This is a genomic window from Nereida sp. MMG025 (genome assembly GCF_021654165.1).
Taxonomy (GTDB): domain Bacteria; phylum Pseudomonadota; class Alphaproteobacteria; order Rhodobacterales; family Rhodobacteraceae; genus Nereida.
On the sequence record NZ_JAKFZN010000001.1, the window covers coordinates 1,109,341 to 1,134,659 of the forward strand.

A 25,319-nucleotide genomic window follows, 5' to 3' on the forward strand; every position below is an offset into this window, starting at 1 on the left:
CAACAAGAAGAAGGACACTCGTAACGCAAACTACTTGCGGGCCGTCATGAGGAAGTAATACCTGATCTACACAGCATGGTTAGGGGAAATGATGCGGCCACTTCCCCACCCTTTATTCGAAGATCATCACCCCCGTCCGATCAATCGATGCTCCACGACTTTGCTTCGGTCTTGATGTGGTTCAAAAACGCCTGCACCTTGGTCGTCCGATGCAAATCCACATGCGTGACAAGCCAAAGCGGGGCGGACCAGTCATCGCTTGATGGCATCACTTCGATCAAATTGTCGTGGCGCGCCAATTCCCAAGACGGCACAAACCCGATACCCGCTCCTGCAAAGATCGCATCTTCCATGCTGCGATTGTCTGTCGTGCGATAGGTCAGTTGTTCTGGCCTGATCGCAGTGCGCAGCCACCGCATAAAAGGCGCGCGCGACGTCTCGGAATCGTGGCCCACAAACTCATGTTCGCTCAGATCCCCGTTTTCGGGCATCCCTTTGCGGTCGATATAGCTTTGATGGGCAACCAGTTTCATCCGCTGTCGGAAGAAAGGTTGCACCACATTGTCGAGTTGTTCAGGCGCGGCACCCGCCCGAAACGCAACATGTGCCTCACCGTATTCAAGGCGGAAAATGCGCTCGCCCGTTAGATAACGAACGATCAATCCCGGATTGGCAGCCTGAAACCGCGCAATCGACGGTGCAAGCAGCGGCGAGAGAGACGCCAAAGAGGTAATCACCAATTCGCCGGTCACATCCTCGCCGCGCCCCTTTAGGCGACCGACAAGTTGGGTAAACTGCTCGTCCGTTGTCTTGGCCACGGTCAGCAGATCTTCACCAGCCTCTGTCGCCGTATAGCCCCGCGCGTGCCGTTGGAACAATTTCAGCCCCAATCGCCCTTCAAGCGCATCAATGTGGCGGATCACGGTAGCATGGTGAACGCCCAAAACCTCTGCCGCGCCGCTGACCGTTCCCATACGCGCAACCTGATAGGCGGTGCGGATTTCATCCCAGTTGTCCATGTTCTGCCTGTGCGTAATTTCACATACTTACCGCATTTACAGCAGATTGTGTTTATTTTTGCAATCCGCATATTAAGCGGCAACACACCAATAGGAAAGTTACCATGACACATTCAATTTTGCGTATCGATGCCTCTGCCAATGGCGCCGACAGCGTGACCCGCAACCTGACCCAAGCAATCGTCGAACAGCTGCAAGGCGATGTCACGCATCGGGATTTGGCCGCCACCGCCCCGCAATTTGCCACAGCGGGATATATCAGCGGGCGCACCCTTGCCCCCGATGAACGTGACACCGCACAACGCGCCGACATGGTCCAGCCCGATGCGTTGGTGGCCGAATTGGAAGCCGCCGATACAATCGTGATCGGCCTGCCGATCTACAACTTCGGGGTGCCTGCCGCCCTCAAAGCATGGGCGGATCAGGTCGCCATCCCTGGCCGCACCTTTGCCTACTCGGCGGAAGGCCCCAAAGGCCTGCTTGAAGGGAAACGCGCCATCATTGCGGTTGCCTCGGGCGGCACAAAGGTTGGGTCCGAAATCGACTTTGCGACGCCTTGGCTGCGCTTTTTCCTTGGGTTTATCGGGGTTACTGATGTTCAGATCATCGCCGCCGATCAACTTGGACAAGGGGCCGAAGACAAGATCAGCGCCGCACATGACAGCATCGCCAGCATTGCTGCCTAAAATACAAGCAAATGGGGTGGGCCTTGCGGGCCCATCCCACCCATCTGCGACATTCTGTCAGTCAATTCATTGACCGTTAACACCTGCGTGCCATGTTTTACCCAGAGGGGATAAGACGATGGACATTACGGTAGACACCACAGACCAACTGATAATCGAAGGCCGCCCATGGAAAACCTGCGCGGCACTCACGCTTGGCGCAATCGCGATGTTCGCGATGACGCTGATCAGCTGGAACGTGATGCCCAACCTTTTCGCCATCCTGTTCTTTTTCGCCGCCCTGCACCTTACGGCAATGGCCACGACCCGTATGCACCGCACGCAGGCGATTTTCGCCATTGACCGCAAGGATGCGCTTTTGCGCTGGCGTTCGGTCTGGGGGTATGTCCAGCACCGTGTCCCCGTGGGGACCATCCTGCACGCAGATACACAAACCGTGATTAACAGCCGACGCCCGTTTGAACGGCCCGTGCTCTATATTGACGTTGATGGCGCGCCCTGCACGGTTCCGCTGCATCCCACCTACATGTCAGATCATTCAGCCCGCCGCATTGCCGACCGGGTGAACAGCTGGCTGGCACAGGCCGATATCTTGCGCGCCACAGGCTCTCTTGACTCAAACGCGGGCCACGCCTAAACGGTCAATCAAATCACGGAAGTCCTGAACTTCGGGTCTTATGGCTTGGCCAAAGATCGCCCTCCGTCAGCGCGTTGCGCCCACGGGGGTGTTTGGGGTTTTCGGGATCGGTCCTTATGTTGGGGCCATCGATAGGTAGCGTGCAAAGGAGCACATCATGTTTGAAAATCTGTCCGACCGCCTGTCAGGTGTCTTTGATCGGCTGACCAAGCAGGGTGCGCTGTCTGAAGATGATGTGAAAACAGCGCTGCGCGAAGTGCGCGTGGCCTTGCTTGAGGCTGATGTCTCGCTGCCTGTTGCACGGGATTTCGTTAAAGCCGTTCAGGAAAAGGCCACGGGCCAAGCCGTGACTAAATCGGTCACACCTGGCCAGCAGGTCGTCAAAATTGTGCACGATGAGATGGTGCACTTCCTACAAGGCGAAGATGGCGATATCGGCAGCCTCAAAATTGACAACGCCCCCGCCCCGATCCTGATGGTCGGCCTGCAAGGTGGTGGTAAAACGACGACGACGGGCAAGCTGGCCAAGCGCCTGAAAGAAAAGAATGGCAAGCGCGTGTTGTTGGCGTCGCTCGACATTTACCGCCCCGCTGCGCAGCACCAGCTTGAAATTCTGGGTCAGCAAATTGGTGTAGATACACTGCCGATTGTGGCAGGCGAAAGTGCTGTGCAAATCGCCAAACGCGCCAAGCAACAGGCCACGATGGGTGGCTACGACGTTTACATGCTCGATACCGCGGGTCGTCTGCAGATTGACGAAACCCTGATGAAAGAGGTTGAAGACGTCCGCGATGTGGTCAACCCGCGCGAGACGCTTCTGGTGGTCGACGGCCTGACAGGTCAGGTCGCCGTTGAGGTCGCAGAAGAATTTGACGGCAAGATTGGCATTTCGGGCGTCGTTCTCACACGGATGGACGGCGACGGACGCGGTGGTGCGGCTCTGTCGATGCGCGCTGTGACGGGCAAACCCATCAAATTCGTGGGCCTTGGCGAAAAGATGGACGCGCTGGAAGAATTCCACCCCGAGCGCATCGCGGGCCGTATCCTTGGCATGGGCGATATCGTCAGCCTTGTTGAAAAAGCCCAGGAAACCATCGAGGCCGAACAAGCCGAACGCATGATGAAGCGCTTCCAGAAAGGTCAGTTCAATATGAACGACCTGAAGATGCAGCTGGAACAAATGCTCAAAATGGGCGGCATGGAAGGCATTATGGGGATGATGCCCGGCATGAAGAAAATGGCCAAACAGGTCGAGGATGCGGGCTTTGACGATAGCATCCTGCGCCGCCAGATCGCGCTGATCAATTCGATGACCAAGAAGGAACGCGCCAACCCACAGCTTTTGCAAGCCAGCCGCAAAAAGCGCATCGCCAAAGGCGCGGGGCTGGAAGTCAGCGAGCTGAACAAGCTGATGAAAATGCACCGTCAAATGTCCGACATGATGAAGAAAATGGGCAAGATGGGCAAAGGCGGCATGATGAAACAAGCCATGAAAGGCATGTTCGGCAAAGGCGGCCCATCCGAGGCCGATATGCAAGCGGCACAACAGCAAATGGCGGGTGGCAAATTGCCCGGCGGTCTGGGTGGCATGGGCGGCGGTCTGCCCGGTCTGGGCGGTGGCGGCCTGCCACCGGGGCTCAGCGGTTTCGGGAAGAAGAAATAATGGCTTTACGCGCCATCCCATCCACAGCAGATTTTTCTGGAAAAATCTGCCGCGCCGAAGAGTGTTCTGGAACACTCTTCCCCCGCGAGGTGGGCGCACGATGACCACCGCGCCGACCCTGCACACCGCGCGTCTGACGCTGCGGCCCCATGTGATGGCAGATTGGCCCGCTTTTGCAGGGCTGATGGCGTCTGATCGTGCGCGGTTTATGGGCGGGCCCTATGGGCAAGACGCGGCCTGGGGCATGTTCTGTTCGGACATTGCGCAATGGCACTTGCTTGGGCATGGCGCCTTGGCCATTGAGTATGAGGGTAATGTGGTTGGGCAAGTGGCCGTAAATCACCCGCCCCATTTCCCCGAAGTCGAACTGGGCTGGCTGGCCTTTGACGGACATGAAGGCCGCGGATTTATCACCGAAGCTGCCGCGGCCCTGAAACTGTGGGCGGTGCGCAATTTGGGGCTGCAGACCCTTGTTAGCTATATTGACGCAGCCAACCTATCGTCGATCGCATTGGCGAAGCGACTGGGTGCGACACATGATCATACAGCACGCGGTCCACACCCCGATGATCAGGTCTACCGTCATATGATTGACGATGACGGCGGGATGGAGGCCTACGCCTGATGCACACGGCCAATATCCCAACACTTACCACCAAACGCCTGTCCCTGCGGGGACCAGAGGCTGAGGACTATCCCGATTTCAAGGCGACGTTCAGCAGTTACCGCGCGCGCTTCATGGGGGGGCCGCTCAATGCGTATGAAGCGTGGATGCTTTACGCCGCTGAAATCGGCCATTGGAATATCCGTGGCTATGGCATGTGGATGATCCATGACGCCATAACGGACGAGACCTATGGCATGGCAGGTATGTGGAAGCCCGCAGGCTGGCCCGAAGCTGAGCTGGCCTGGATCATCTGGCCCCAAGTCGCAGGCCGTGGCATTGCGTTGGAAGCGACCCATCTGGTCCGCGATTATGCCTATGACACACTTGGGTGGCAAAGCGCCGTCAGCTATCTGGACCCAAAGAACCTTGAGGCGATCCGACTGGCCGAACGTTTGGGTGCCAAGAAAGATCACGATGCGCAAACGGTAGATGGACATGACGTGGTCTACCGCCATCCCGATGCGGCCGCGTTGAAAGACAGCCAGCTGCGGCACGGGATCGAGATGGAAATCGATCATTACCGTGATCCCGATTTTACACCGAAAGGATGGGCTCTTGACTGATACCGTCACAAAAGCCGCCGAAGTGCTGGCAGATCACCGCGCCAGCATCGACCGACTGGATGCGATCCTTGTCTATACATTGGGCGAGCGGTTCAAACACACACAGGCTGTGGGGAAACTCAAAGCCGAACACGACCTTCCCCCGTCTGATCCCACGCGCGAAGCCGCACAGATCGCACGGCTTGAAGATTTGGCAAATCGGGCCGATCTGGACCCCGAATTCGCCAAGAAGTTTCTGAACTTCATCATCGCTGAAGTCATTCAGCATCACCAAAAACACCAATCATAACTTCATCTAAGGAAAAATCTCATGGCTATGAAAATCCGTTTGGCCCGTGGTGGCTCGAAAAAACGCCCATTTTACCGTGTTGTCGCTGCGGACAGCCGCATGGCGCGCGATGGTCGTTTCATCGAAAAACTGGGCACATACAACCCGCTGCTGCCAAAAGACAGTGAAGAGCGCGTCAAGCTGGACATGGAGCGCGTGCAATACTGGTTGGGCGAAGGTGCACAGCCAACCGACCGCGTAAGCCGTTTTCTGGAAGCCGCTGGCGTTTTGGAGAAAAAAGAGCGTGCGAACATGAAAAAAGCGGTTCCAGGCAAGAAAGCCCAGGAACGTGCTGAAGAAAAAGCGGCCAAAGCAGCCGCAGCTGAAGAAGCTGCAAACGCCCCTGCCGAGGAAGCACCGGCAGAAGCGCCTGCAGAAGAAGCAGCCGCCGAGGAATAAGACCCTCTTGCGGGATGTCCCCCGCCCGGGTTTGGGCGGGGACACATCTGTCCCCGCGGGGACATCCTTACCAGAGGGTTAATTCAATCTTACCAAAGGGTTAAGATGACCACCTACCGTCTCGCCATTGCCGATCAGATGTATGTCGATATCGCCATGCGCGAAGGTGTGTGCCTGATGAACGGCGGGCGTGAAGCCGCCCTTGATGGATTGTCGCTTGGGGATCGGGTGGTCTTTTACGCGCCATCGGACAAGCCCAACGGCACCTCTGTGAATGCCTATGTGGCCATTGCAACGATCACGGGTCAGCGCCTGCGCAAGACTGATTGGGACGGTGTAAACGGTTTTAAAGCCTGGGTCATGCCTTGCACCTATGCGGATGCGACACCCCTGCACGAACCGCTGGACTATGACGCGCCTGTCATGGACATTGAGGCCGGCGAATTTGATCGCATCGCCAAAGCCATGAAAGTGACCTGAGATGTTTCGATTGATCCGACTGGTGATGTTTACAGGTGCTGCGTTTGTTGCAGGCATCGTCTATCAGATGTCGAGTTACAACACCGCATGTGAAACCGCAGGCGGCACAATCAGCAATTCAATATGCGAGCGTACGAAATGACAGATTTGGTTTTGGTCGGCTCAATCGCGGGCTCGTACGGGGTGCAGGGTGACGTGCGCATCAAGAGCTTTTGCGCGCAGGCCACGGACATATTTGGCTACCGGCTGACAAACGCGGACGGCAGCCGCAGCTTTGATGCCATTCTGGTGCGCCCGATCAAAAACGGGTTTGCCGCCCAAATCGGCGGCGTCGCCACCAAAGAAGAGGCCGATGCACTGCGCGGGACCGAGCTTTATGCCAGCCGTGACCAGCTGCCCGACGCCGAAGAGGACGAGTATTATTATGCCGATCTGATCGGTCTGTCGGTGCTGGACACAGGCGGCACGGTTTTGGGCACCGTCAAGCAGGTGATGGACCACGGCGCGGGCGATTTGCTTGAAGTGCAAGGCCCTGCATTGCGCGACACCGTGCTGGTGCCTTTCACCAAGGCGGTGGTGCCCACTGTTGATTTGGCGGGTGGGCGCTTGGTCGTTGATCCGCCAGAGGGTTTGTTCGACTAGCCCAACAGATGGGCTGCAATGCGTTGTAGCCCCGTCAAACGCCGCGATTGGCGCGGGCTGCGGGTGATGGCAGAGGGGTCGATGCGGCCCCATCGTGTAAGCGCTTTTAGCAAGATATGCGGAAGGATTGACGGGTCCTGATCGTCGAGATGCGCAAAGAAAGCGGCGTGTTCAGAGGCCGAGAGAACCGAGCCCACCTTGGGCTGATCTGTCCCATAGAGACTGGCGTAATCCACCAGAATATTCGCGATATCCAGTCCGATGGGCGCCGCCGCCCGCGCGCGAAGATCAATGGCAACGGTTGTGTCTGGCGCAATCAGCATGTTGTGCAGGATCAAATCACCATGCGGTTGCCTGCGCGCCATTTGGACAGACGGGCGTTGCTGGATCAGGCGGCTCGCCTTGAACGCGTAGTGATGCAGGTCATCCGCGGCAGGTGCAGGTTTGGTAGCCAGTTCGCCCAACTTGCCCAGAATGAAGCCTTTGCGCATGGGAACGACCTGTGGATCCTGCGCTGCGGCGTGCGCCGCGATCCAGCCCCCGAGGCGTGAGAGCAGCTCCAGCCGAGCTGCTTGGGACAGGTCGCGATCCAGCAACCAGTCCTCGGCATGGGGGGCCGCGACATCCCGCATCACGATCGCATGACGCGCCGCGTCGATATAGGGAATGTCGGGCGTCTGGAATTCAGGTGATCCCTTCAGCCGCACGCCCGCATCCTGAACGGCCTGTGCAGCGGTCAGCACCAGATCGGCATGCGGTCCGAACCCTTGCTTGTAGATCAGCCCCGCCCCTTGCAATCGCAACATCACATGCCGTTCGCGCGCAGCTGTTTTGACGTGAAATACCTCTGCCGAGATGCCTTCGGCTGAACGCCCCGAAGCGCATAGCACATCTGGCCATGCGGCCAATGCGGCTTTGGTCATCTGGCGTTCATTCATTGTCGTCATCCATACAGCCCGCTATAGGATGACGCGCAAGTCACGACCGCTGCAAGGAGAAAGCGATGTCAGAGGATCCCTCAGATCGGCCGATGAAAAGCATTGGACGCAAAAGCATCGCCCCAACGCTCAAACCACGCGAGTTGATGACGGATCGTCCGCGACTGGCAAAAGCATGGGATGCGCGGGTCGTTACCCTTTTTCCACAGGCCTTCCCCGGTGTTTTGGGAGAAAGCCTGACGGGCAAAGCGCTCAAAGACGGGATCTGGCAGCTTGAAACGACAGATTTGCGCAGCTTCGGGATAGGCAAGCATAAAAACGTGGATGATACACCGTCGGGCGGCGGCGCGGGCATGGTCATGCGGGCTGACGTCGTGGGCAATGCGCTGGCCACGGCGCATCGCGGCGCGGCCCATCCGCTTATCTACCTCAGCCCGCGGGGGCGCCGCTTTGATCAGGGCATGGCGCGGGCACTGGCAAGCGAACGCGGCGTGACCTTGTTATGTGGTCGTTTTGAAGGTGTGGACGAACGCGTGATCGAACGTTTCGGCATCGTCGAGGTAAGCCTTGGGGATTTTGTCCTGACAGGCGGAGAACTGGCCGCCCAAATGTTGCTGGATGCAACGGTCCGTTTGTTGCCTGGCGTTTTGGGCAATTCGGAAAGCGCCATTGAAGAAAGCTTTTCCAACGGTTTGCTGGAACATCCACAATACACCCGCCCCGCCGAATGGGAGGGCATGGCCATTCCCGAGGTTTTGACCAGCGGCGACCACGGCAAAGTAGCCGCGTGGCGCCAAGCGCAATCAGAGCAGATCACCCAAGAGCGGCGCCCCGATTTGTGGCAGGCCTACACATCGCGATCCAAATGAGCGGCTGACGCCGCCAGACATGGGTTTGATGAGGGGCGCTGCCCCTCAAACTCCAAGCCCTCTAATGAGGGGCGCTGCCCCTCAAACTCCCCGAGGTATTTTTGCCAACAATGAAGGGGAAAGGGCTTGTTTTTGGGGGGTGTTGGGACTATACGGCGCAGGTCTGACCATGCGAATGGATTCGGGCACGCTGTGTTTTGAGGATTGATACTTACACCTGTGATTTGCTTTGGATCATGGGGACATCAAAATCAAGAAAGCAGCGAACAAGGAATAGTGGCGTGATCTCTGGCGGGCGCATCTGCGGACCCGGTAAAAGACCAAGAGCTCTGACGGATACGACAGACCATCGCGGGACAACCGTGAGCAATCATAGGAGACGCATCAGATGAACCTGATCGCAGAATTGGAAGCGGAACAGATCGCTTCGCTTGGGAAAGAGCTTCCCGACTTCAAGGCGGGTGATACCATCCGCGTTGGTTATAAAGTGACCGAAGGCTCGCGCAGCCGTGTGCAGAACTACGAAGGCGTCTGCATCGCGCGCAAAAACGGCGAAGGTATCGCCGGTTCGTTCACTGTTCGTAAAATTTCGTTTGGCGAAGGTGTGGAGCGTGTGTTCCCGCTGCATTCGACAAACATCGACAGCATCACTGTTGTCCGCCGCGGTCGTGTCCGTCGCGCCAAGCTGTATTACCTGCGCGAGCGTCGCGGTAAATCGGCCCGTATCGCCGAGCAGACAAACTACCGTCCAAAGAAATCGTAAGGAGCGGATGACATGAAAAAAGATACGCACCCTGATTACCACATCATCAACGTCAAAATGACCAATGGTGACATCGTGGAAATGAAATCGACATATGGCGCCGAAGGCGATCAGCTGTCGCTGGATATCGACCCATCCGCGCACCCTGCGTGGACCGGCGGTAACACCAAGCTGATGGATACTGGCGGCCGTGTTTCGAAGTTCAAAAACAAATACGCAGGTCTGGGCTTCTAAAGCACCCGACCTTAGGTATTCCAAAAGCCGTCCCGAATGTGGGGCGGCTTTTTCTTTGCGCTGGTCGCGGCCCAGAAAACCGGCTTTCCGCGTGAGTTGCGCTTCCCATCTTGCGCGCCCCCACATATAGTTGCGACAACGCCGCAGGACGGTGACGAGGGACCAAAGGGGCAGTCGATGGCGCATATTATTGTCGTTGGAAACGAAAAAGGCGGTGCGGGAAAATCTACCGTTTCAATGCATGTCGCCACAGCTTTGGCGCGCATGGGCAAGACGGTGGCTTGCCTTGATCTGGATTTGCGTCAAAAAACGCTTGGGCGGTATACATCAAACCGCGCGACTTTTTTGAAAAAGGAAGGCATTGACCTGCCGTCGCCGCAATATCACGAATTGCCCGAGATCGACGCGGCAGATGTCAAGCAAGGCGAGAATATCTATGACTTGCGCCTGTCGGCGGCGATTGCTGCGGTTGAAAGCAAGAGCGATTTTATCTTGATTGACTGTCCCGGTTCACACACGCGGCTGAGCCAGGTGGCCCATTCGCTGGCAGACACGTTGATCACCCCTTTGAACGACAGCTTCATCGATTTCGACCTGCTGGCCCATGTGGACAGCGACGGCACGCGCATCCTGGGGCCATCAGTCTATTCAGAAATGGTATGGCAGGCGCGGCAGCTGCGTGCACAGGCGGGTCTAAGCCCGATTGATTGGATTGTGGTGCGCAACCGCATGGGCGCGCAAAACATGGTGAACAAAAAGAAGATGCAGGCCGCGATCGAGATGCTTGCCAAACGCATCGGCTTTCGCACGGCTTCGGGCTTTAATGAGCGTGTCATTTTCCGCGAGTTGTTTCCACGCGGTCTGACCCTGCTTGATCTGCGCGACATTGGCGTAAAGGGCATGAACATTTCAAACGTGGCGGCGCGCAACGAGCTGCGTGAATTGATAAAGGCGCTCAATTTGCCAGACGTTGAAATCAACTTCTAAGCCATGTCTATCGATCTGGATCATCTACGCACATGGGTCGGCAAGACCGAAACACGCGATGATCTGATCCACCCGTTCCCCGCAAACGCCATGGCGGCGACATTGGACCGTGAGCGGCAGTTTGAAAATGGCGACCCGCTGCCGCCGCTTTGGCATTGGTTGCATTTCCTACCTGTCTTTACCCTTAAAGACGCAGGCCATGATGGGCATGCGGCGTTGGGCGGCTTCTTACCGCCTGTTCCGTTGCCGCGGCGCATGTGGGCGGGCGGGCGATTGTCGTGGCATCGTCCTATTCATATCGGGCAGGTCCACCGAAAAATATCAAAGGTGCTGTCGGTCGAACACAAACAGGGGCGCAGTGGCGATCTGGTTTTCGTGACGGTACGCCATCAGATATATTCAGGCGATGAACGCTGCCTGAGCGAAGAGCATGACATCGTCTACCGCGCGCAAGAGATATCGGCCGCACAGCCGCCGTTGGCCCCGACAGATGGCGAACTTATCAGGCACGTTAACCCCGACCCCGTTTTGTTGTTTCGCTATTCCGCCCTTACCTTCAACGGGCACCGCATTCATTATGATCACCCTTTTGCAACGACACGCGAAGGATACGGTGGGTTGATTGTGCATGGCCCTTTGCTAGCCAGCTATCTGTGCGGCGCCATTGCACAGAAATGGCCCACCAAACAGCTGGCGCGATTTGCATTCAAAGCGAAAGCACCTGTCTTTGACACAATGGGTTTTGACGTCTGCCTGCGCGGCAATGGCGATAACGCGGACCTATGGATCACGCGCGATGATGGTGTTCTGGCGATGGAGGCAGAGGCCACCCTCGCCTGATGTTATCCGCGCGGCAGCGTCATCTGCGGGTCATAGGCGCAATCGTCGGCGACAACCGCCTCTATCTTATCGCCTAACAGATCAAGGGTGACAGCATTGCCCTTTTCGGCCAGCTGAGGATCGATGAAGGCGTAAGCGATATTTAACCCTGTCCGATGCCCCCAATCGCCCGATGAGACCGTGCCAACCACTGTGTCGCCCATCATCACCGAAGCACCACCGTGGGCGGGCCGGTCGGTATTGGCAAGATGCAAGGCGACGCGCCGTTTGGACGGCCCCGCGGCATGGCGTTTCTCCAATGCGGACTTGCCGACAAAGGCGGGTTGGTCCAGTTTTACAAATCGGTCCAGCCCTGTCTCGAAAGGGTCAAATTCGGTCAGGATATCGGCTTTCCAGTGCAGGAACCCCTTTTCCATCCGCATGGAGTCAACCGCGCGGCTGCCAAAGAGCGTCAAGCCGTGGGGTTGCCCTGCGGTGCGAATGGCAAGGTAGGCGGCGTAAAGCTGCGCATTCGGGATATGGATTTCATAGGCCAATTCACCCGAAAAGCTGACAGCCATGACCACCGCGGGGGAGATCCCGATGAAACATTCGCGCACCGACAGCCATGGAAACGCGGACGCCGACCAATCGCCGCGGGACACAGCCGACAAGACATCGCGGGCTTTGGGGCCAGCAAGAACCAAAATAGTGTGGTCATTGGTCAGCGATGTGATCTGGACGTCATCGTCCGATGTGACATTGGATTGCAGCCAGTCCATATCATGACATTCCGAGGCCGCGGCTGATCCATACCAAATGCGATCCGGGCCGCGATCGCTGGCAGGCAGGTTGGCAAATGTCGCCTCAGCCTTAACCATACCATGGTGGTTCAAAAGATACCCCAAGCCAACGCGCCCCGACTTTTCGGGCACCGTTCCACAGCACATGCGGTCAAGGAACGCGTGTGCATCTGCGCCCGTAATCTCCAACCTGTTAAATCCGTTCACCTCGGTCAGGCCAACACGTGTTTGCACGGCAGCGACTTCTGCGGCGACCACATCATGCACCTCATTGAACCTGAAGCTATGTGTCTCGGTGAAATCAGGGGAGGGTCGGAAATAATCCGCGCGCTCCCACCCGTTCACGACCGCAAATTCTGCGCCTTCGGCCGCCAGAACGGGTGTAAGGGGCGTGGTTTTGGCGGGCCGTCCTGCGGGGCGATGTTCGTGGGGGAAGTGAAAACGGAATTCGTTTTGATAATCTTCAATCGCTTTTAGCGCCGTCAGTTCGACGTTGGCGTGTCCTGTAAAGCGGCGTGGATCAAGGGGCCATGTATCGTAGCACGCCTCGCCATGAACGATTTGTTGGGCCAAAAGCCAACCGTGCCCTCCCCCTTCACCAAGACCCGCGCGCAGACCAATGATGCAAAACGCATTGCGCTTGCCAGGGATTGGCCCAACCAACGGTGCCCCATCAATGGTATAGGTGATGGGGCCGTTGACGATGGTCTTGATACCTGCGTCCATCAATGCAGGCATCCGTTCAAACGCACCTTCCAGCACATCTGTCACGCGGTCCAGATCGTCGGGGCAAAGAGCGTTGGTGAATTTCGGGTCAATCCCGTCCATCCCCCAGGTGCGGCAGTCCTGTTCGTAAAATCCAAGCAGGAGCCCGTTTTTTTCCTGACGGCAATAGTAGTCACTGATGGGGCAGCGAAGCAGCGGCATGCGGTGGCCTGCGTCAGCAATCGCAGGAATATCTTCTGTCACAAAATACTGGTGTTCCATCGACGCTACGGGGTGATGCACACCCATCATGGCGCCGACCTCGTTCACACGGTATCCACAGGCATTGACCACGATGTCAGCCGCTATTTCGCCCTTGGGCGTGGTGACGATCCATGTGTCGTCCGCCAACTGACGCAGGCCCGTGACGGGTGTGTTGCGATGCACCTCGGCACCTGCCTTGCGCGCACGACGCGCCAAAGCCTGACACAGGCTTGCAGGATCAATATCGCCATCCATCGGATCCCAAAGACCGCCAATCAGATTATCGGTCGAAATCAGGGGATGGCGACGCTCACATTCCGCCGCATCAATCACTTCGAAATGCACATCCATGCCGCGTGCCATGCTGGCAAAGTGGCGATACCCGTCCATCTGCGCTTCGGTGTTGGCCAATCTGATGCCACCATCGCCATGGTTGTAGCTGACGGGATAATCGGGGTCGTCTCGCAGCTCTTGGTACAGGTTGATCGAATGGGTTTTGAGCCCAACCATCGTCTGGTTCGCGCCGAAGTTTGTCACCTGCGCCGCCGAATGCCACGTGGTGCCCGAGGTCAGCTCATCACGCTCAAGCAGCATGACATCGCTCCAGCCCTCTTGCGTCAAATGATAGAGCGTCGAGCAGCCTGCAATGCCGCCGCCAATCACAACAACTTTGGCCCGCGTTTTCATGTGAGCTTCCTTCTACCACCTGCGGGGTCTTTGTGCCGTTCGAGGGCCAGCCCATTCAAGCACGAAGACACATCTTCAGAAAAATCCAATTACAGCTTCCGCTTTTCTGAACGCCACACCCATGTCTTGCGCTGTCCTGCGGGGATTTGATGACCCATCGGCCAGACGTGCAGAATCCGAAGGTTCCAAGCGCGTTTACTACCGTTTGCGATGAGGCGACTCGACTGCGTGAACTTTGATGTTTTCAACGGCCGCGACAGGTTATTTCGTTACGTGGTCAATTTGCCACATATTAGAACCCTGCGGAAAACGGCCGCATATCAATCTTTGGGCGATATATTCAAAAATCCTAGTAAACCTGCAACGCGTTGAAGTTACAGGGGTTTGGCAGTTTGACGCAGCCTATCTTTACATTTTCAAAGCCAACTGAAAATTATTTTACTGAAAACTTGTTTGTTAACATGCGGTTACTAAACAGGCGCGTCAGTATACCGTAGAACACTTTACAAGCGGGGGCATGTTGATTGGTATAGTTGTTTTCATTTGTATGCCCCCTCCGAAGCATTCTCTAGGAGGAAAGCGTGGACCCTGTTCTGAACCGCCCCGAAGCCGATACCAACCGCAAATGGCACGTGACAGCCGATCAATATGCGTCCGAATACCACCGTTCTATCAGTGATCCTGACGGTTTTTGGGGGGATGCGGGTAAGCGGTTGGATTGGATTAAGCCGTATAGCCAGGTCAAGGACGTGGATTACACGCTCGGGTCGGTCAAGATCAACTGGTATGCTGATGGCACGCTGAACGTTGCGGCCAACTGTATTGACCGCCATCTGGCCACGCGCGGTGATCAGACGGCCATCATCTGGGAGCCTGACAGCCCCGACACGCCTGCCAAGCACATCACCTACAAGCAGCTGCACACGTCGGTTTGCAAGATGGCCAACATCCTTGAAGAGCTTGGCGTGCGTCGCGGCGACCGTGTGGTGATCTATCTGCCGATGATCCCCGAGGCCGCCTATGCCATGCTGGCCTGCGCGCGCATCGGCGCGATCCATTCCATCGTGTTCGCGGGCTTCAGCCCCGACGCTTTGGGGGCGCGGATCAACGGCTGTGACGCCAAGGTGGTCATCACCGCCGACGAGGCCCCGCGCGGCGGCCGCGTCACCCCACTCAAGTCCAACGCCGATCAGGCCCTGCTGCACTGCAAGGACAGCGTCAAATGTCTGGTCGTCAAGCGCACCGGCGGGCAGACCACATGGACAGACCGCGACTATGATTACAACGAGATGGCCCTTGAGGCCTCGGACGTCAGCCACCCCGCCGAGATGGGCGCCGAAGACCCGCTCTTCATTCTGTATACCTCAGGCTCGACAGGCCAGCCCAAGGGCGTTGTCCACACATCGGGCGGCTATCTGACCTATGCGGCGATGACCCAGGAGCTGGTCTTTGACTACCACGAAGGCGATATCTTCTGGTGCACCGCAGACGTCGGTTGGGTCACGGGCCACAGCTATATCGTCTACGGTCCGCTGGCCAATGGCGCGACCACGATCATGTTCGAAGGCGTGCCCACCTACCCCGACGCCAGCCGCTTCTGGCAGGTCTGCGAGAAGCATAAGGTCACCCAGTTCTACACCGCCCCCACCGCCCTGCGCGCGCTGATGGGTCAGGGCAATTCCTTTGTGGAAGGCTGCGATCTGTCGGATCTGCGCGTTCTGGGCACCGTCGGCGAGCCAATCAACCCAGAGGCCTGGAACTGGTACAACGACGTGGTCGGCAAGGGCCGCTGCCCCATCGTCGACACGTGGTGGCAGACCGAGACAGGCGGCCACCTGATGACGCCGCTGCCCGGTGCCACAACGCTCAAGCCCGGATCGGCCCAACAGCCGTTCTTTGGCATCCAGCCTGCGGTGCTGGACCCACAATCGGCCGAAGAAATCCACGGCAATGACGTTGAAGGCGTGCTGGTCATCAAAGACAGCTGGCCCGGTCAGATGCGCACCGTCTGGGGCGATCACGAACGCTTCGAGAAGACCTACTTCGCCGACTACCCGGGCTATTACTTCACAGGTGACGGCTGCCGCCGCGACGCCGATGGCGACTACTGGATCACCGGCCGCGTGGACGATGTGATCAACGTGTCGGGCCACCGCATGGGCACGGCCGAAGTCGAAAGCGCGCTGGTCGCCCACGCCAAAGTGGCCGAGGCCGCTGTGGTCGGCTACCCGCACGACATCAAGGGCCAGGGCATCTACGCCTATGTCACGCTGATGAACGGGGTCGAGCCCACGCCAGAGCTGCGCAAAGAGCTGGAAACATGGGTCCGCTCAGAGATCGGACCCATCGCCAAACCCGACCTGATCCAATGGGCCCCCGGCCTGCCCAAAACACGCTCCGGCAAAATCATGCGCCGCATCCTGCGCAAAATCGCCGAAAACGACTTCGGCGCACTCGGCGACACATCAACACTCGCCGAACCCGCCGTCGTCGATGACCTCATAGAAAATAGAATGAATAGGGAGGCGTAATCATGGACGGCGCAACACTTACGAAAACGGCCCCTGTTTTAATTTTGCTCGGCCCTCCCGGTGCAGGCAAAGGCACGCAAGCACGCATGCTGGAAGAGCGCTTTGGTCTGGTCCAGCTTTCAACGGGTGATCTGCTGCGCGCAGCGGTTGCTGCGGGCACGGACGCGGGCAAAGAGGCGAAATCCGTTATGGAAAGCGGCGGTCTGGTCAGTGACGGGATTGTTCTGGCCATCCTAAAGGACCGCTTGGCCGAACCAGACTGTGCCAAAGGCGTCGTGCTTGATGGTTTTCCGCGCACGACCGTGCAGGCCGAAGCGTTGGACGCCCTGTTGAAGGCGTCACAGCAGCAAATTGACGCAGCGATCTCGCTGGAGGTGGTTGATGCGCAGATGGTGACGCGAATCTCTGGTCGCTTTACCTGCGGATCTTGCGGTGAAGGCTATCACGACACCTTTAAGGCCCCGAAAACATTGGGAATTTGCGATAATTGCGGTGGCACTGACATGAAACGTCGCGCCGATGACAACGCAGAAACCGTGATATCGCGCCTTGATGCATATCATACGCAGACCGCCCCATTGATCACATACTACGATCAGAAAGGTGTTCTGAAAAAGATCGACGCCATGGGAGACATCAACGACATCGCCAAAGCTTTGGCCGAAATCGTTGCGCCTGTGACCGTTTGAAGAACTGACCTTGCGCGTGGAGGAATTGCGCAGGGTCTTTAACACATCTGACACTTAGAGGAGGAGCGCCACATGGCGGATCAAACAACAAATACAAAGGCCGCCGAGGATGGGGCGGGCTATTGGAAAGCAAACATCCGAATGATCCAAATCAGTCTGGTTATCTGGGCTGTTGTCTCGTTTGGCTTTGGCATTCTGCTGCGTCCGATGCTGTCTGGCATTGAAGTTGGCGGCACCGACCTTGGCTTTTGGTTTGCGCAGCAAGGCTCGATCCTTGTGTTTCTCGCACTGATCTTTTTCTACGCCTGGCGCATGAACAAGCTCGACAAAGAATACGGCGTGGAGGAATAACCCATGGACCAGTTTACCCTTAACCTGCTGTTTGTGGGCGCGTCTTTTGCGCTTTACATCGGCATCGCGATTTGGGCCCGTGCGGGATCCACTTCAGAATTCTATGCTGCGGGGCGCGGTGTTCACCCTGTCACGAACGGTATGGCGACGGCGGCTGACTGGATGTCGGCGGCGTCGTTCATTTCGATGGCGGGTCTGATCGCCTTTACAGGTTACGACAACTCTTCGTTCCTGATGGGTTGGACGGGCGGCTATGTGCTGTTGGCTCTGCTTCTTGCACCTTACCTGCGTAAGTTCGGCAAGTTCACGGTTTCGGAATTTATCGGTGATCGTTTCTACAGCCCAACAGCCCGCATGGTGGCTGTGATCTGTCTGATCGTGGCCTCGACCACCTATGTGATCGGTCAGATGACAGGTGTTGGTGTTGCGTTCGGTCGTTTCCTTGAAATCAGCAACACATCTGGTCTGTTGATCGGCGCTTGTGTGGTTTTCGCATACGCTGTTTTCGGTGGCATGAAAGGTGTGACATACACGCAGGTCGCGCAGTATTGCGTTCTGATCCTTGCCTATACGATCCCCGCGGTGTTCATTTCGCTGCAACTGACAGGCACGCCAATTCCAGCGCTTGGTCTGTTTAGCGAAGTATCGACCGGTGGCGAAAGCAGTGTTTACCTGCTGCAAAAGCTGGACCAGATCGTGACCGACCTTGGGTTTGCGAGCTACACAGAAGCACATAAAGACACGCTGAACATGGTTTTGTTCACACTGTCGCTGATGATCGGTACCGCGGGTTTGCCCCACGTGATCATGCGCTTCTTCACCGTTCCAAAGGTATCGGACGCACGTTGGTCGGCGGGTTGGACACTTGTGTTCATTGCTCTGCTTTACCTCACCGCCCCTGCGGTTGGTGCGATGGCACGTCTGAACATCACAGAGCTGATGTGGCCAAACGGAACAGATGCTGCGGCGGTTTCAGTTGAAACAATCAACAGTGACGAGCGTTACGACTGGATGCTGACATGGCAGAAAACCGGTCTTCTTGATTGGGAAGACAAAAACGGCGACGGCATGATCCAGTACTATAACGACGGGTCGGATGCGATGGCCGAGAAAGCTGCTGCAAACGGTTGGGCTGGTAACGAGTTGACCAAATTCAACCGTGACATCCTTGTTCTGGCAAACCCCGAGATTGCGAACCTTCCAGGTTGGGTCATCGGTCTGGTGGCAGCAGGTGGCCTTGCGGCGGCTCTGTCAACGGCGGCGGGTCTGCTTCTGGCGATTTCGTCAGCGGTCAGCCATGACCTTGTCAAAGGGGCGATCAACCCGAACATCTCGGAAAAGAACGAGTTGCTTTCGGCGCGGATTGCCATGGCCGTGGCCATTGCGGTTGCGACCTATCTGGGTCTGAACCCTCCTGGCTTTGCCGCGCAAACCGTGGCCTTGGCCTTTGGTCTGGCAGCGGCATCGATCTTCCCTGCTCTTATGATGGGTATCTTCTCCAAGCGCGTGAACAACAAAGGCGCGGTTGCAGGGATGCTGGCAGGTCTGATCTTTACGCTGGTCTACATCTTCTTGCACAAAGGCTGGTTCTTTGTCGCTGGCACCAACAGCTTCCCTGACACCGTCAGTGGCTCGCTCTTTGGGATCCAGTCGACAGCGATCGGCTCGATCGGTGCGCTTTTGAACTTTGCGGTCGCTTACGGCGTCTCGCTGATGACAGAAGACACACCACAAGAGATCAAGGATCTGGTGGAAAGCGTGCGTATCCCTGCAGGTGCAGGCGACGCGGTCGACCACTAAACAAACACGCGGCTGGCGGGCCATATTCCCGCCAGCCGTTTTCTTTTTGCGGTGACGTATCAGCCGCATCCCTAAATGATACGCCCTCTGATAGGACCATCAGGTATGACCCAAGATATCCTGAGCCTTCTTCAAAACCTTCACCCTTATGATGTGCTGCCCCAAGCAACCCGCGCCACGATTGCCCGAACGGTCGAGCGTGTGTCTGTCCCGCGCGATGGGTTCGTCTATGCACACGGCGAGCAGCTTGAAGGGCTCTACATTATTCTGGATGGGCAGATCGCGGTCAAAGACAGGCTGAATGCCCCCATCTCCCTTTTGGGGCGCGAAAACTCGTTCGGGGAACGCGGACTGCTGAAAGACGGCATCGCCGTTACATCTGCAATCGCGACTGTCGACAGCGCATTGATTTGCCTGCCTGCCCATTTGTTCCATACGCTGAACAGCCAGTTTCCCGCTTTCAAACGCTTCTTCGACCGCACGCGCAGCGACAGCCAGAATGATGGCGCGAAGGCATTTGACCTTACCAGTGTCCGCGTGGAAAGCCTGATGGTTGCGCCACCGCTGACGTGTCGCGCAACCGATAGCGTGACCCATGCCGCACAAATGATGCGTGACAAGCGGATCTCGTGCCTGTGTGTGACAGATGCCGACACCCTGACAGGCATCGTTACCCTGCGCGATATCTCGAACAAAGTGGTGGCAGATGGCCTGGCCTTGGACACACCGGTAGCGCAGGTGATGACGCATAGCCCGCGCACCCTGCCCCCCTCGGCCATCGGCTCGGATGTATTGCATTTGATGATGGAATACCGTCTTGGACACCTGCCTATCGTATCGGGCAATGATCTGGTTGGCATCGTCACCCAAACAGATCTGACCAAATTTCAGGCCTCGAACACGGCGGGGTTTGTTGGCGAAGCCGCCCGCGCAACCAGCATCGACGCACTGGCTGCAATTACAAAACGCATCCCGAATTTGCTGGCGCAACTGGTGGCTGCGGGCAACAGGCATGACGTGGTGACCCGTATGATCACCGACATCGCCGATGTTGTCACACGCCGTTTGCTGGCTATGGCAGAAGATGAATTTGGCCCACCGCCTGTGCGATATCTTTGGCTGGCCTGCGGATCGCAGGGACGGCAGGAACAGACGGGCGTTTCGGATCAGGATAATTGCCTGATCCTTGATGACGACGTAGATGAACGCGGATTGGCGTATTTCCAACGCTTTGCGCAATTTGTCTGCGATGGTTTGAACGCATGTGGCTACGTCTATTGTCCGGGCGATATGATGGCGACCACGCCGCGGTGGTGCCAACCCGTTTCCGTATGGCGCGAATACTTCCAACACTGGATCGCCGCCCCAAGTAAGGAAGCGCAAATGCTGGCCTCGGTCATGTTTGACTTGCGCCCGATTGGTGGGGACATGTCGCTATTTGACGGGCTACAGCAAGACACGCTGAAAGCCGCCTCCAGCAATTCTATTTTTACCGCGCATATGGCCAGCAACGCGTTGACCCATGCGACACCACTTGGCATGTTGCGCGGCTTTGCGACGATCCGTTCAGGCGAACATCGCAACACAATCGATATGAAATTAAACGGCGTCGTCCCTGTGGTGGATCTGGGGCGCATGTATGCGCTTCAAGGACAGTTGAGCGTGGCCAACACCCGCGCACGTGTGGAAGCCGCGATCAGCACTGCATTTGTCAGTGAAAGCGGTGGGCGCGATTTGTTGGATGCTTATGATCTGGTTGCACAGACACGGCTCGAACACCAAGCCAATCAGATCAAACGCGGCACGCCACCGGATAACTTTCTGGCACCAGATCAGTTGTCAGGATTTGAACGTAGTCACCTGCGGGATGCCTTTGTGGTGATCAAAACAATGCAATCCGCACTTATGCAGGGGCGCGGTGTGATGTCATAGCGGCATCCACCTGAGGGAGGAAAAGATGTTTTTTGAATTGATCGGAACGATCGTTGCAGGGGTCGCCACGGGCCTTATCGTTTGGGCCGCAAACCGGACTTTGAAGGGCCGCCTGCCAAGCTGGTTGGTGCCTGTGTCAGCCGGTGCCGCGATGTTGATTGCGACGGTTTCAAGCGAATACGGTTGGTATGCCCGCACCCAAGCCAACATGCCCGAAGGGTTCGTGGTGGCAGAAGCCATTGAAGAGACCGCGTTCTATCGCCCCTGGACCTATGCGCGCCCCTTTGTCAGCCGTTTCGTCGCGGTCGATCAGCTGTCCAAGCGCACGCATCCTGATCAACCCGATCAGCGGATCATGGATCTTGTGTTCTATGGCCGCTGGCAGCGCACTGCGAAAATCCCCGTTCTATTTGATTGTGCATCCGGCGCACGTGCGGACATTGTGGACGGCGTAGAATTTGGCGCAAATGGTGAGGTGGTGAACGCCCAATGGCTGAACGTGGGCGCCGATGATCCTGTCCTAGAAGCTGCATGCGAGGCTGCGTAGATGCGTAGCCTTAGCCTCAGATTGCGTGTGTTTTTGTTCTTCGTCCTGATTGGACTGGGGGGCATCGCAATCGATTTGGCGGGGCTTTGGTTGGGATACCGGCAGCTTGGCGATGCGGGCGCCCTATCAGCTTTTGTCACCAGTGCCGTGGTTTCAAGCTTTGGGTTTCTGGCACTCTCCGTTTTTATCTGGCTTCTGTTTGATGAGAACGTCAGCAAACCGATTGAAAAGCTTGCCGCACGGTTTCGCGTGGGTGCGCATACAGATGTCACCTCAGAACTTGATGATGACGCGACGAAATACCTTGGTGATCTGGGCCCCGCAGCGCGTGCTTTGCAAAACAAACTGCATGCCGCAGCCGACGACGAGACGGTTGCACAACAGATTGAACGCCTGCGGCGCCAACGTCATCAGCTGCTTCGTATCCTGTCAGATATCCCCGTCGCTGTGCTGGTCGCCAACGCACAGCACCAGATCGTTCTTTACGATGGGCAAGCCGCCGAAATGCTTGAGCGCGAAGCCCCTGCATTACTCAACGGCTCGGTGATGGATTACCTTGATGCCAAAGCGATTGCCGATGCGCTGGTGCATCTGGCCAAGACGCAAACCAAGCGGATGCCAATCACTGTTCAGGGTCATTCGGGATTTTCCTACGAAGGGCACATTCGTGTTTTTGAGCAGGGCTTGGGCTACACTTTGATGCTGGAGCCGCTTTCAACAGAAGCGGCCCGCCCTTTGGTTTACGACTTTGATCTTTTGGACAAATCAGTGCCCAATCATATCGGCGATGCGCCCCTGCGCGATCTGTGTTTTGTGGTGTTTGATAGCGAAACAACTGGGCTTAATCCAAAGACTGACCGCGTTGTGCAACTGGGTGCGGCCCGTGTTCTGAATGGCAAGATTGTTCAAGGCGAGGTCTTTGACCGATTGGTTAATCCAATGTGCCCCATCCCGTCACATTCGACCAAAGTGCACGGCATTGATGATCAGATGGTCGCCGACGCGCCGACGTTTGCCCAAATCAGCAAGGAATTTCACCAGTTCTCCAGCGGCGCGATCCTGGTGGCGCACAACGCGCCTTTTGACATGGCGTTTTTGCATGATGCCCCTGATCTGAGCTTTGATCATCCCGTTTTGGACACGGTGCATCTGTCGGCAATCGTGTTCGGTGGATCCGAAGAACACACGCTGGACGCGCTCTGCAAGCGCATGGACATCGACATCCCACCACAGCTGCGCCACACCGCGTTGGGCGATGCGATGGCAACGGCAGAGGTGTTGGTTCAACTGCTGCCCATCCTTGAAGCCAAGGGACTGACCACGTTTAATGCCATCAAGATGGAGATGCGCAAACACAGTCGTATTTTGAAGGTTCAGGACTAGCCCGTATCATTTTCCGTAGTAGTCGCGGAACCAGCGCACAAACTGCGCAATGCCGTCTTTCACGTCTGTAGCCGGTTGATAGCCTGTCAAAGCCTTCAAAAGATCGGCATCTGCCCAAGTGGCTGGCACGTCACCCTTTTGCATATCCATATAATTGCGAATGGCAGGCACACCCAGTTCCGCTTCAATGGCATCCACAAAGTCCAATAGGCGCACTTTGTCCGAGTTGCCGATATTGACGACGCGATAGGGCGCGACAGGGGACAGGCTGTCGCCGTCTGGAATATCGGCAGGCGTCGCGGGACGTATCGGCACGGCATCCATCAAAAGGCGAATGCCGCGCACAAGGTCTTCGACATAGGTGAAGTCACGATACATGTCGCCGTGGTTGTAGATATCAATCGGACGGCCATCCAAAACCGCGTCCACAAATTTGAAAAGCGCCATATCAGGGCGGCCCCAAGGGCCGTAAACCGTGAAAAAGCGAAACATGGTTGTCGGTAAATTCCACAGGTGCGCATAGGAATGGCCCATCGCCTCGTTCGCCTTTTTGGTGGCCGCGTAAAAGGTCATCGGCGTGTCGGCTTTTTCGGTTTCTGTGAAAGGCATTTCTTCGTTTGCGCCGTAAACCGAAGAGGTGGAGGCCATCAATAGATGCTTCACCTCAAGCTCGCGTGCGGCTTCCATCACGTTGAAGGTGCCAGTGATGTTGCTGTCCAGATACGCGCGCGGATTTTCAAGCGAATAGCGCACGCCCGCCTGCCCCGCCAAATGCACGATAATATCCGGTTCAAAGTCTTTTGCGGCTTTGTCAAAAGCGCCGTCTTGCTCCAGATAAGCTTCGGTAATCGAAAACCCTTCGTTCTGCATCAAGGCCTGGACGCGCCTTTTTTTCAGGTTCACATCATAATAGTCGGTCATCGCATCGAACCCATGCACCTGCATGCCTTCAGCAAGCAGTAACTTGCTTAAATGAAATCCGATAAACCCTGCGGCACCTGTGACGAGAACTTTCATTTTGCCATCCTTCTGACGATCGGCCCTATTTCCCTTGCGATTATCCAGACTGCCGCAATCGTGCAAGGGGACATGGTTGCGATATGTGACGTGGATGGCATAGGTTTGCTGCATATCCTGACATGGTTCCCGATCCGAAAGAAGCGCGCGTGCACATCGATCTTAATTCCGACCTCGGAGAAGGTTTTGGCCCTTGGTCCATGGGGGATGACGCAGCCATGCTTTCCTTGGTGACTTCGGCGAATATCGCCTGCGGTGGTCATGCCAGTGACCCCGAAACCATGTTCAAAACGCTGACACTGGCCAAGGAAAACGGTGTGACCGTGGGCGCGCATCCGGGGTTTAATGATCGTGAAGGGTTCGGGCGCCGTGTGATCGCGATGTCACCTGCTGAAATTGCGCGGATGTGTGTGGCCCAAATTGGTGCGTTGCAGGGGATTGCCGCACTGGCGGGAACCCATGTGGCTTATGTCAAACCGCATGGCGCCCTGGGGAACCTTGCGGCGCAGGACCCGTCTGTCGCCGAAGCAATCGCCAAAGCCGTGCAAACTGTGGACACGAGCCTTGCAATACTGGCCATTTCGGGCACCCACAGCGAACAGGCCGCACGGGCGATAGGGCAGCCTGTGTATTCAGAGATTTTCGCAGACCGCGGGTATCTATCTTCGGGCCAACTGGTGCCACGCGGCCAAGACGGGGCAATGATCCACGACGCCGCCGCGGCCGCTGACCGGCTATTGGGCTATCTGGAAACGGGTAAGATGCCTGTCGTCGACGGTGCGCCGATTAGGCTGGCTGCACATTCTATCTGCGTGCACGGCGATAGCCCTGGCGCTGTTGCGATGGCCCAAGAGATCAAAGACCGACTGACCGCAGCAGGCGTGACCATAGCCCCGTTTCTTGTGCCTAACTGATT

General features: G+C 56.9%; 27 protein-coding genes. 23 read left to right on the forward strand and 4 right to left on the reverse strand.

All coding sequences use genetic code 11. The annotated features are described in order from the left end of the window. Positions 1-140: 140 nt before the first annotated feature. Positions 141-1,019 carry a LysR family transcriptional regulator gene (locus L1065_RS05505; protein WP_237094423.1) on the reverse strand — a complete coding sequence of 293 codons (879 nt, stop codon included), beginning with the start codon at positions 1,017-1,019 and terminating at the stop codon, positions 141-143. A gap of 104 nt (positions 1,020-1,123) precedes the next feature. On the opposite strand from L1065_RS05505, the gene L1065_RS05510 reads away from it, so the two are divergent. From L1065_RS05510 to rimM, 10 genes are all read left to right on the forward strand, one after another. Beyond that, complete coding sequence (locus L1065_RS05510) at positions 1,124-1,705, forward strand: FMN-dependent NADH-azoreductase (protein ID WP_237094424.1); 582 nt, start codon at positions 1,124-1,126, stop codon at positions 1,703-1,705. A gap of 118 nt (positions 1,706-1,823) precedes the next feature. After that, positions 1,824-2,342: a hypothetical protein gene (locus tag L1065_RS05515; RefSeq protein ID WP_237094425.1), complete on the forward strand. Its 519-nt coding sequence runs from the start codon at positions 1,824-1,826 to the stop codon at positions 2,340-2,342. Positions 2,343-2,499: 157 nt separating this feature from the next. Next, positions 2,500-4,005, forward strand: coding sequence for a signal recognition particle protein (gene ffh, locus L1065_RS05520; protein ID WP_237094426.1), 1,506 nt, complete (start codon positions 2,500-2,502; stop codon positions 4,003-4,005). A gap of 100 nt (positions 4,006-4,105) precedes the next feature. Then, positions 4,106-4,630 (forward strand): GNAT family N-acetyltransferase, encoded by a 525-nt coding sequence (locus L1065_RS05525; protein ID WP_237094427.1) that lies wholly within the window; start codon positions 4,106-4,108, stop codon positions 4,628-4,630. Next, the gene (locus L1065_RS05530; RefSeq protein WP_237094428.1) at positions 4,630-5,235 is read left to right on the forward strand and encodes a GNAT family N-acetyltransferase; all 606 of its coding nucleotides are present in this window, start codon (positions 4,630-4,632) and stop codon (positions 5,233-5,235) included. Before L1065_RS05525 ends, L1065_RS05530 begins: the two co-directional genes overlap by 1 nt. After that, positions 5,228-5,524: a chorismate mutase gene (locus tag L1065_RS05535; RefSeq protein WP_237094429.1), complete on the forward strand. Its 297-nt coding sequence runs from the start codon at positions 5,228-5,230 to the stop codon at positions 5,522-5,524. The genes L1065_RS05530 and L1065_RS05535 overlap by 8 nt, the downstream gene beginning before the upstream one ends. A gap of 21 nt (positions 5,525-5,545) precedes the next feature. Further along, positions 5,546-5,962 carry a 30S ribosomal protein S16 gene (rpsP, locus tag L1065_RS05540; RefSeq protein WP_237094430.1) on the forward strand — a complete coding sequence of 139 codons (417 nt, stop codon included), beginning with the start codon at positions 5,546-5,548 and terminating at the stop codon, positions 5,960-5,962. A 105-nt stretch (positions 5,963-6,067) separates the two neighbouring features. Next, complete coding sequence (locus L1065_RS05545) at positions 6,068-6,442, forward strand: hypothetical protein (RefSeq protein ID WP_237094431.1); 375 nt, start codon at positions 6,068-6,070, stop codon at positions 6,440-6,442. Between the two features lies 1 nt (position 6,443). Continuing rightward, the gene (locus L1065_RS05550) at positions 6,444-6,584 is read left to right on the forward strand and encodes a hypothetical protein (RefSeq protein WP_237094432.1); all 141 of its coding nucleotides are present in this window, start codon (positions 6,444-6,446) and stop codon (positions 6,582-6,584) included. Beyond that, entirely contained in the window at positions 6,581-7,084 is a 504-nt protein-coding gene (gene rimM / locus L1065_RS05555; protein WP_237094433.1) for a ribosome maturation factor RimM, read from the forward strand. The genes L1065_RS05550 and rimM overlap by 4 nt, the downstream gene beginning before the upstream one ends. Here the strand turns inward: rimM and L1065_RS05560 are convergent. Further along, positions 7,081-8,031, reverse strand: coding sequence for a hypothetical protein (locus L1065_RS05560; RefSeq protein WP_237094434.1), 951 nt, complete (start codon positions 8,029-8,031; stop codon positions 7,081-7,083). The two genes, rimM and L1065_RS05560, sit on opposite strands and share 4 nt — an antisense overlap. Positions 8,032-8,087: 56 nt before the next feature. On the opposite strand from L1065_RS05560, the gene trmD reads away from it, so the two are divergent. The 5 genes from trmD to L1065_RS05585 all read left to right on the forward strand — a co-directional run bounded on the left by trmD (position 8,088) and on the right by L1065_RS05585 (position 11,715). Then, positions 8,088-8,891, forward strand: a complete 804-nt coding sequence (gene trmD / locus L1065_RS05565) for a tRNA (guanosine(37)-N1)-methyltransferase TrmD (protein WP_237094435.1) — start codon at positions 8,088-8,090, stop codon at positions 8,889-8,891. A gap of 388 nt (positions 8,892-9,279) precedes the next feature. Further along, positions 9,280-9,654, forward strand: a complete 375-nt coding sequence (rplS, locus tag L1065_RS05570) for a 50S ribosomal protein L19 (protein ID WP_237094436.1) — start codon at positions 9,280-9,282, stop codon at positions 9,652-9,654. A 12-nt stretch (positions 9,655-9,666) separates the two neighbouring features. Beyond that, on the forward strand, positions 9,667-9,888 hold the full coding sequence (gene rpmE / locus L1065_RS05575) for a 50S ribosomal protein L31 (RefSeq protein ID WP_237094437.1): 222 nt from the start codon (positions 9,667-9,669) through the stop codon (positions 9,886-9,888). A gap of 177 nt (positions 9,889-10,065) precedes the next feature. Further along, positions 10,066-10,875 (forward strand): division plane positioning ATPase MipZ, encoded by an 810-nt coding sequence (locus L1065_RS05580; RefSeq protein ID WP_237094438.1) that lies wholly within the window; start codon positions 10,066-10,068, stop codon positions 10,873-10,875. A gap of 3 nt (positions 10,876-10,878) precedes the next feature. Next, positions 10,879-11,715 (forward strand): MaoC family dehydratase N-terminal domain-containing protein, encoded by an 837-nt coding sequence (locus L1065_RS05585; protein WP_237094439.1) that lies wholly within the window; start codon positions 10,879-10,881, stop codon positions 11,713-11,715. A 2-nt stretch (positions 11,716-11,717) separates the two neighbouring features. Here L1065_RS05585 and L1065_RS05590 read toward each other — a convergent pair whose 3' ends face one another. Next, entirely contained in the window at positions 11,718-14,153 is a 2,436-nt protein-coding gene (locus L1065_RS05590; RefSeq protein WP_237094440.1) for an FAD-dependent oxidoreductase, read from the reverse strand. Positions 14,154-14,734: 581 nt separating this feature from the next. On the opposite strand from L1065_RS05590, the gene acs reads away from it, so the two are divergent. The 7 genes from acs (at position 14,735) to L1065_RS05625 (ending at position 23,386) form a co-directional block, all read left to right on the forward strand. After that, a complete protein-coding gene (gene acs, locus L1065_RS05595) occupies positions 14,735-16,684 on the forward strand; it encodes an acetate--CoA ligase (RefSeq protein ID WP_370641141.1) in 1,950 nt (649 codons plus the stop codon). A 2-nt stretch (positions 16,685-16,686) separates the two neighbouring features. Next, a complete protein-coding gene (locus L1065_RS05600) occupies positions 16,687-17,373 on the forward strand; it encodes an adenylate kinase (RefSeq protein WP_237094441.1) in 687 nt (228 codons plus the stop codon). A 72-nt stretch (positions 17,374-17,445) separates the two neighbouring features. After that, the gene (locus tag L1065_RS05605; protein WP_237094442.1) at positions 17,446-17,724 is read left to right on the forward strand and encodes a DUF4212 domain-containing protein; all 279 of its coding nucleotides are present in this window, start codon (positions 17,446-17,448) and stop codon (positions 17,722-17,724) included. A 3-nt stretch (positions 17,725-17,727) separates the two neighbouring features. After that, positions 17,728-19,524, forward strand: a complete 1,797-nt coding sequence (locus L1065_RS05610; protein WP_237094443.1) for a sodium:solute symporter family protein — start codon at positions 17,728-17,730, stop codon at positions 19,522-19,524. A 105-nt stretch (positions 19,525-19,629) separates the two neighbouring features. Continuing rightward, positions 19,630-21,456 carry a DUF294 nucleotidyltransferase-like domain-containing protein gene (locus L1065_RS05615; protein ID WP_237094444.1) on the forward strand — a complete coding sequence of 609 codons (1,827 nt, stop codon included), beginning with the start codon at positions 19,630-19,632 and terminating at the stop codon, positions 21,454-21,456. Between the two features lie 25 nt (positions 21,457-21,481). Further along, positions 21,482-22,003, forward strand: coding sequence for a hypothetical protein (locus L1065_RS05620; protein WP_237094445.1), 522 nt, complete (start codon positions 21,482-21,484; stop codon positions 22,001-22,003). After that, on the forward strand, positions 22,004-23,386 hold the full coding sequence (locus L1065_RS05625; RefSeq protein ID WP_237094446.1) for an exonuclease domain-containing protein: 1,383 nt from the start codon (positions 22,004-22,006) through the stop codon (positions 23,384-23,386). It abuts the gene before it with no gap. Between the two features lie 6 nt (positions 23,387-23,392). Here the strand turns inward: L1065_RS05625 and L1065_RS05630 are convergent, their stop codons facing one another. Further along, positions 23,393-24,403, reverse strand: coding sequence for an NAD-dependent epimerase/dehydratase family protein (locus L1065_RS05630; RefSeq protein ID WP_237094447.1), 1,011 nt, complete (start codon positions 24,401-24,403; stop codon positions 23,393-23,395). A gap of 149 nt (positions 24,404-24,552) precedes the next feature. On the opposite strand from L1065_RS05630, the gene L1065_RS05635 reads away from it, so the two are divergent. Beyond that, complete coding sequence (locus tag L1065_RS05635) at positions 24,553-25,317, forward strand: 5-oxoprolinase subunit PxpA (protein ID WP_237094448.1); 765 nt, start codon at positions 24,553-24,555, stop codon at positions 25,315-25,317. Positions 25,318-25,319: the final 2 nt, after the last annotated feature.

Excerpts from the sequence above, each read along its gene's own strand:
- L1065_RS05550 (WP_237094432.1), top strand. The coding sequence starts at position 6,444 with ATGTTTCGATTGATCCGACTGGTGATGTTTACAGGTGCTGCGTTTGTT.
- L1065_RS05580 (WP_237094438.1), top strand. The coding sequence starts at position 10,066 with ATGGCGCATATTATTGTCGTTGGAAACGAAAAAGGCGGTGCGGGAAAA.
- L1065_RS05610 (WP_237094443.1), top strand. The coding sequence starts at position 17,728 with ATGGACCAGTTTACCCTTAACCTGCTGTTTGTGGGCGCGTCTTTTGCG.
- L1065_RS05630 (WP_237094447.1), bottom strand. The coding sequence starts at position 24,403 with ATGAAAGTTCTCGTCACAGGTGCCGCAGGGTTTATCGGATTTCATTTA.
- L1065_RS05585 (WP_237094439.1), top strand. The coding sequence starts at position 10,879 with ATGTCTATCGATCTGGATCATCTACGCACATGGGTCGGCAAGACCGAA.
- L1065_RS05515 (WP_237094425.1), top strand. The coding sequence starts at position 1,824 with ATGGACATTACGGTAGACACCACAGACCAACTGATAATCGAAGGCCGC.
- L1065_RS05590 (WP_237094440.1), bottom strand. The coding sequence starts at position 14,153 with ATGAAAACGCGGGCCAAAGTTGTTGTGATTGGCGGCGGCATTGCAGGC.
- rimM (WP_237094433.1), top strand. The coding sequence starts at position 6,581 with ATGACAGATTTGGTTTTGGTCGGCTCAATCGCGGGCTCGTACGGGGTG.
- L1065_RS05560 (WP_237094434.1), bottom strand. The coding sequence starts at position 8,031 with ATGACGACAATGAATGAACGCCAGATGACCAAAGCCGCATTGGCCGCA.
- L1065_RS05600 (WP_237094441.1), top strand. The coding sequence starts at position 16,687 with ATGGACGGCGCAACACTTACGAAAACGGCCCCTGTTTTAATTTTGCTC.
- L1065_RS05525 (WP_237094427.1), top strand. The coding sequence starts at position 4,106 with ATGACCACCGCGCCGACCCTGCACACCGCGCGTCTGACGCTGCGGCCC.
- L1065_RS05615 (WP_237094444.1), top strand. The coding sequence starts at position 19,630 with ATGACCCAAGATATCCTGAGCCTTCTTCAAAACCTTCACCCTTATGAT.
- L1065_RS05545 (WP_237094431.1), top strand. The coding sequence starts at position 6,068 with ATGACCACCTACCGTCTCGCCATTGCCGATCAGATGTATGTCGATATC.
- L1065_RS05620 (WP_237094445.1), top strand. The coding sequence starts at position 21,482 with ATGTTTTTTGAATTGATCGGAACGATCGTTGCAGGGGTCGCCACGGGC.
- rpsP (WP_237094430.1), top strand. The coding sequence starts at position 5,546 with ATGGCTATGAAAATCCGTTTGGCCCGTGGTGGCTCGAAAAAACGCCCA.
- ffh (WP_237094426.1), top strand. The coding sequence starts at position 2,500 with ATGTTTGAAAATCTGTCCGACCGCCTGTCAGGTGTCTTTGATCGGCTG.
- L1065_RS05530 (WP_237094428.1), top strand. The coding sequence starts at position 4,630 with ATGCACACGGCCAATATCCCAACACTTACCACCAAACGCCTGTCCCTG.
- trmD (WP_237094435.1), top strand. The coding sequence starts at position 8,088 with ATGTCAGAGGATCCCTCAGATCGGCCGATGAAAAGCATTGGACGCAAA.
- L1065_RS05505 (WP_237094423.1), bottom strand. The coding sequence starts at position 1,019 with ATGGACAACTGGGATGAAATCCGCACCGCCTATCAGGTTGCGCGTATG.
- L1065_RS05625 (WP_237094446.1), top strand. The coding sequence starts at position 22,004 with ATGCGTAGCCTTAGCCTCAGATTGCGTGTGTTTTTGTTCTTCGTCCTG.
- rplS (WP_237094436.1), top strand. The coding sequence starts at position 9,280 with ATGAACCTGATCGCAGAATTGGAAGCGGAACAGATCGCTTCGCTTGGG.
- rpmE (WP_237094437.1), top strand. The coding sequence starts at position 9,667 with ATGAAAAAAGATACGCACCCTGATTACCACATCATCAACGTCAAAATG.
- L1065_RS05510 (WP_237094424.1), top strand. The coding sequence starts at position 1,124 with ATGACACATTCAATTTTGCGTATCGATGCCTCTGCCAATGGCGCCGAC.
- L1065_RS05605 (WP_237094442.1), top strand. The coding sequence starts at position 17,446 with ATGGCGGATCAAACAACAAATACAAAGGCCGCCGAGGATGGGGCGGGC.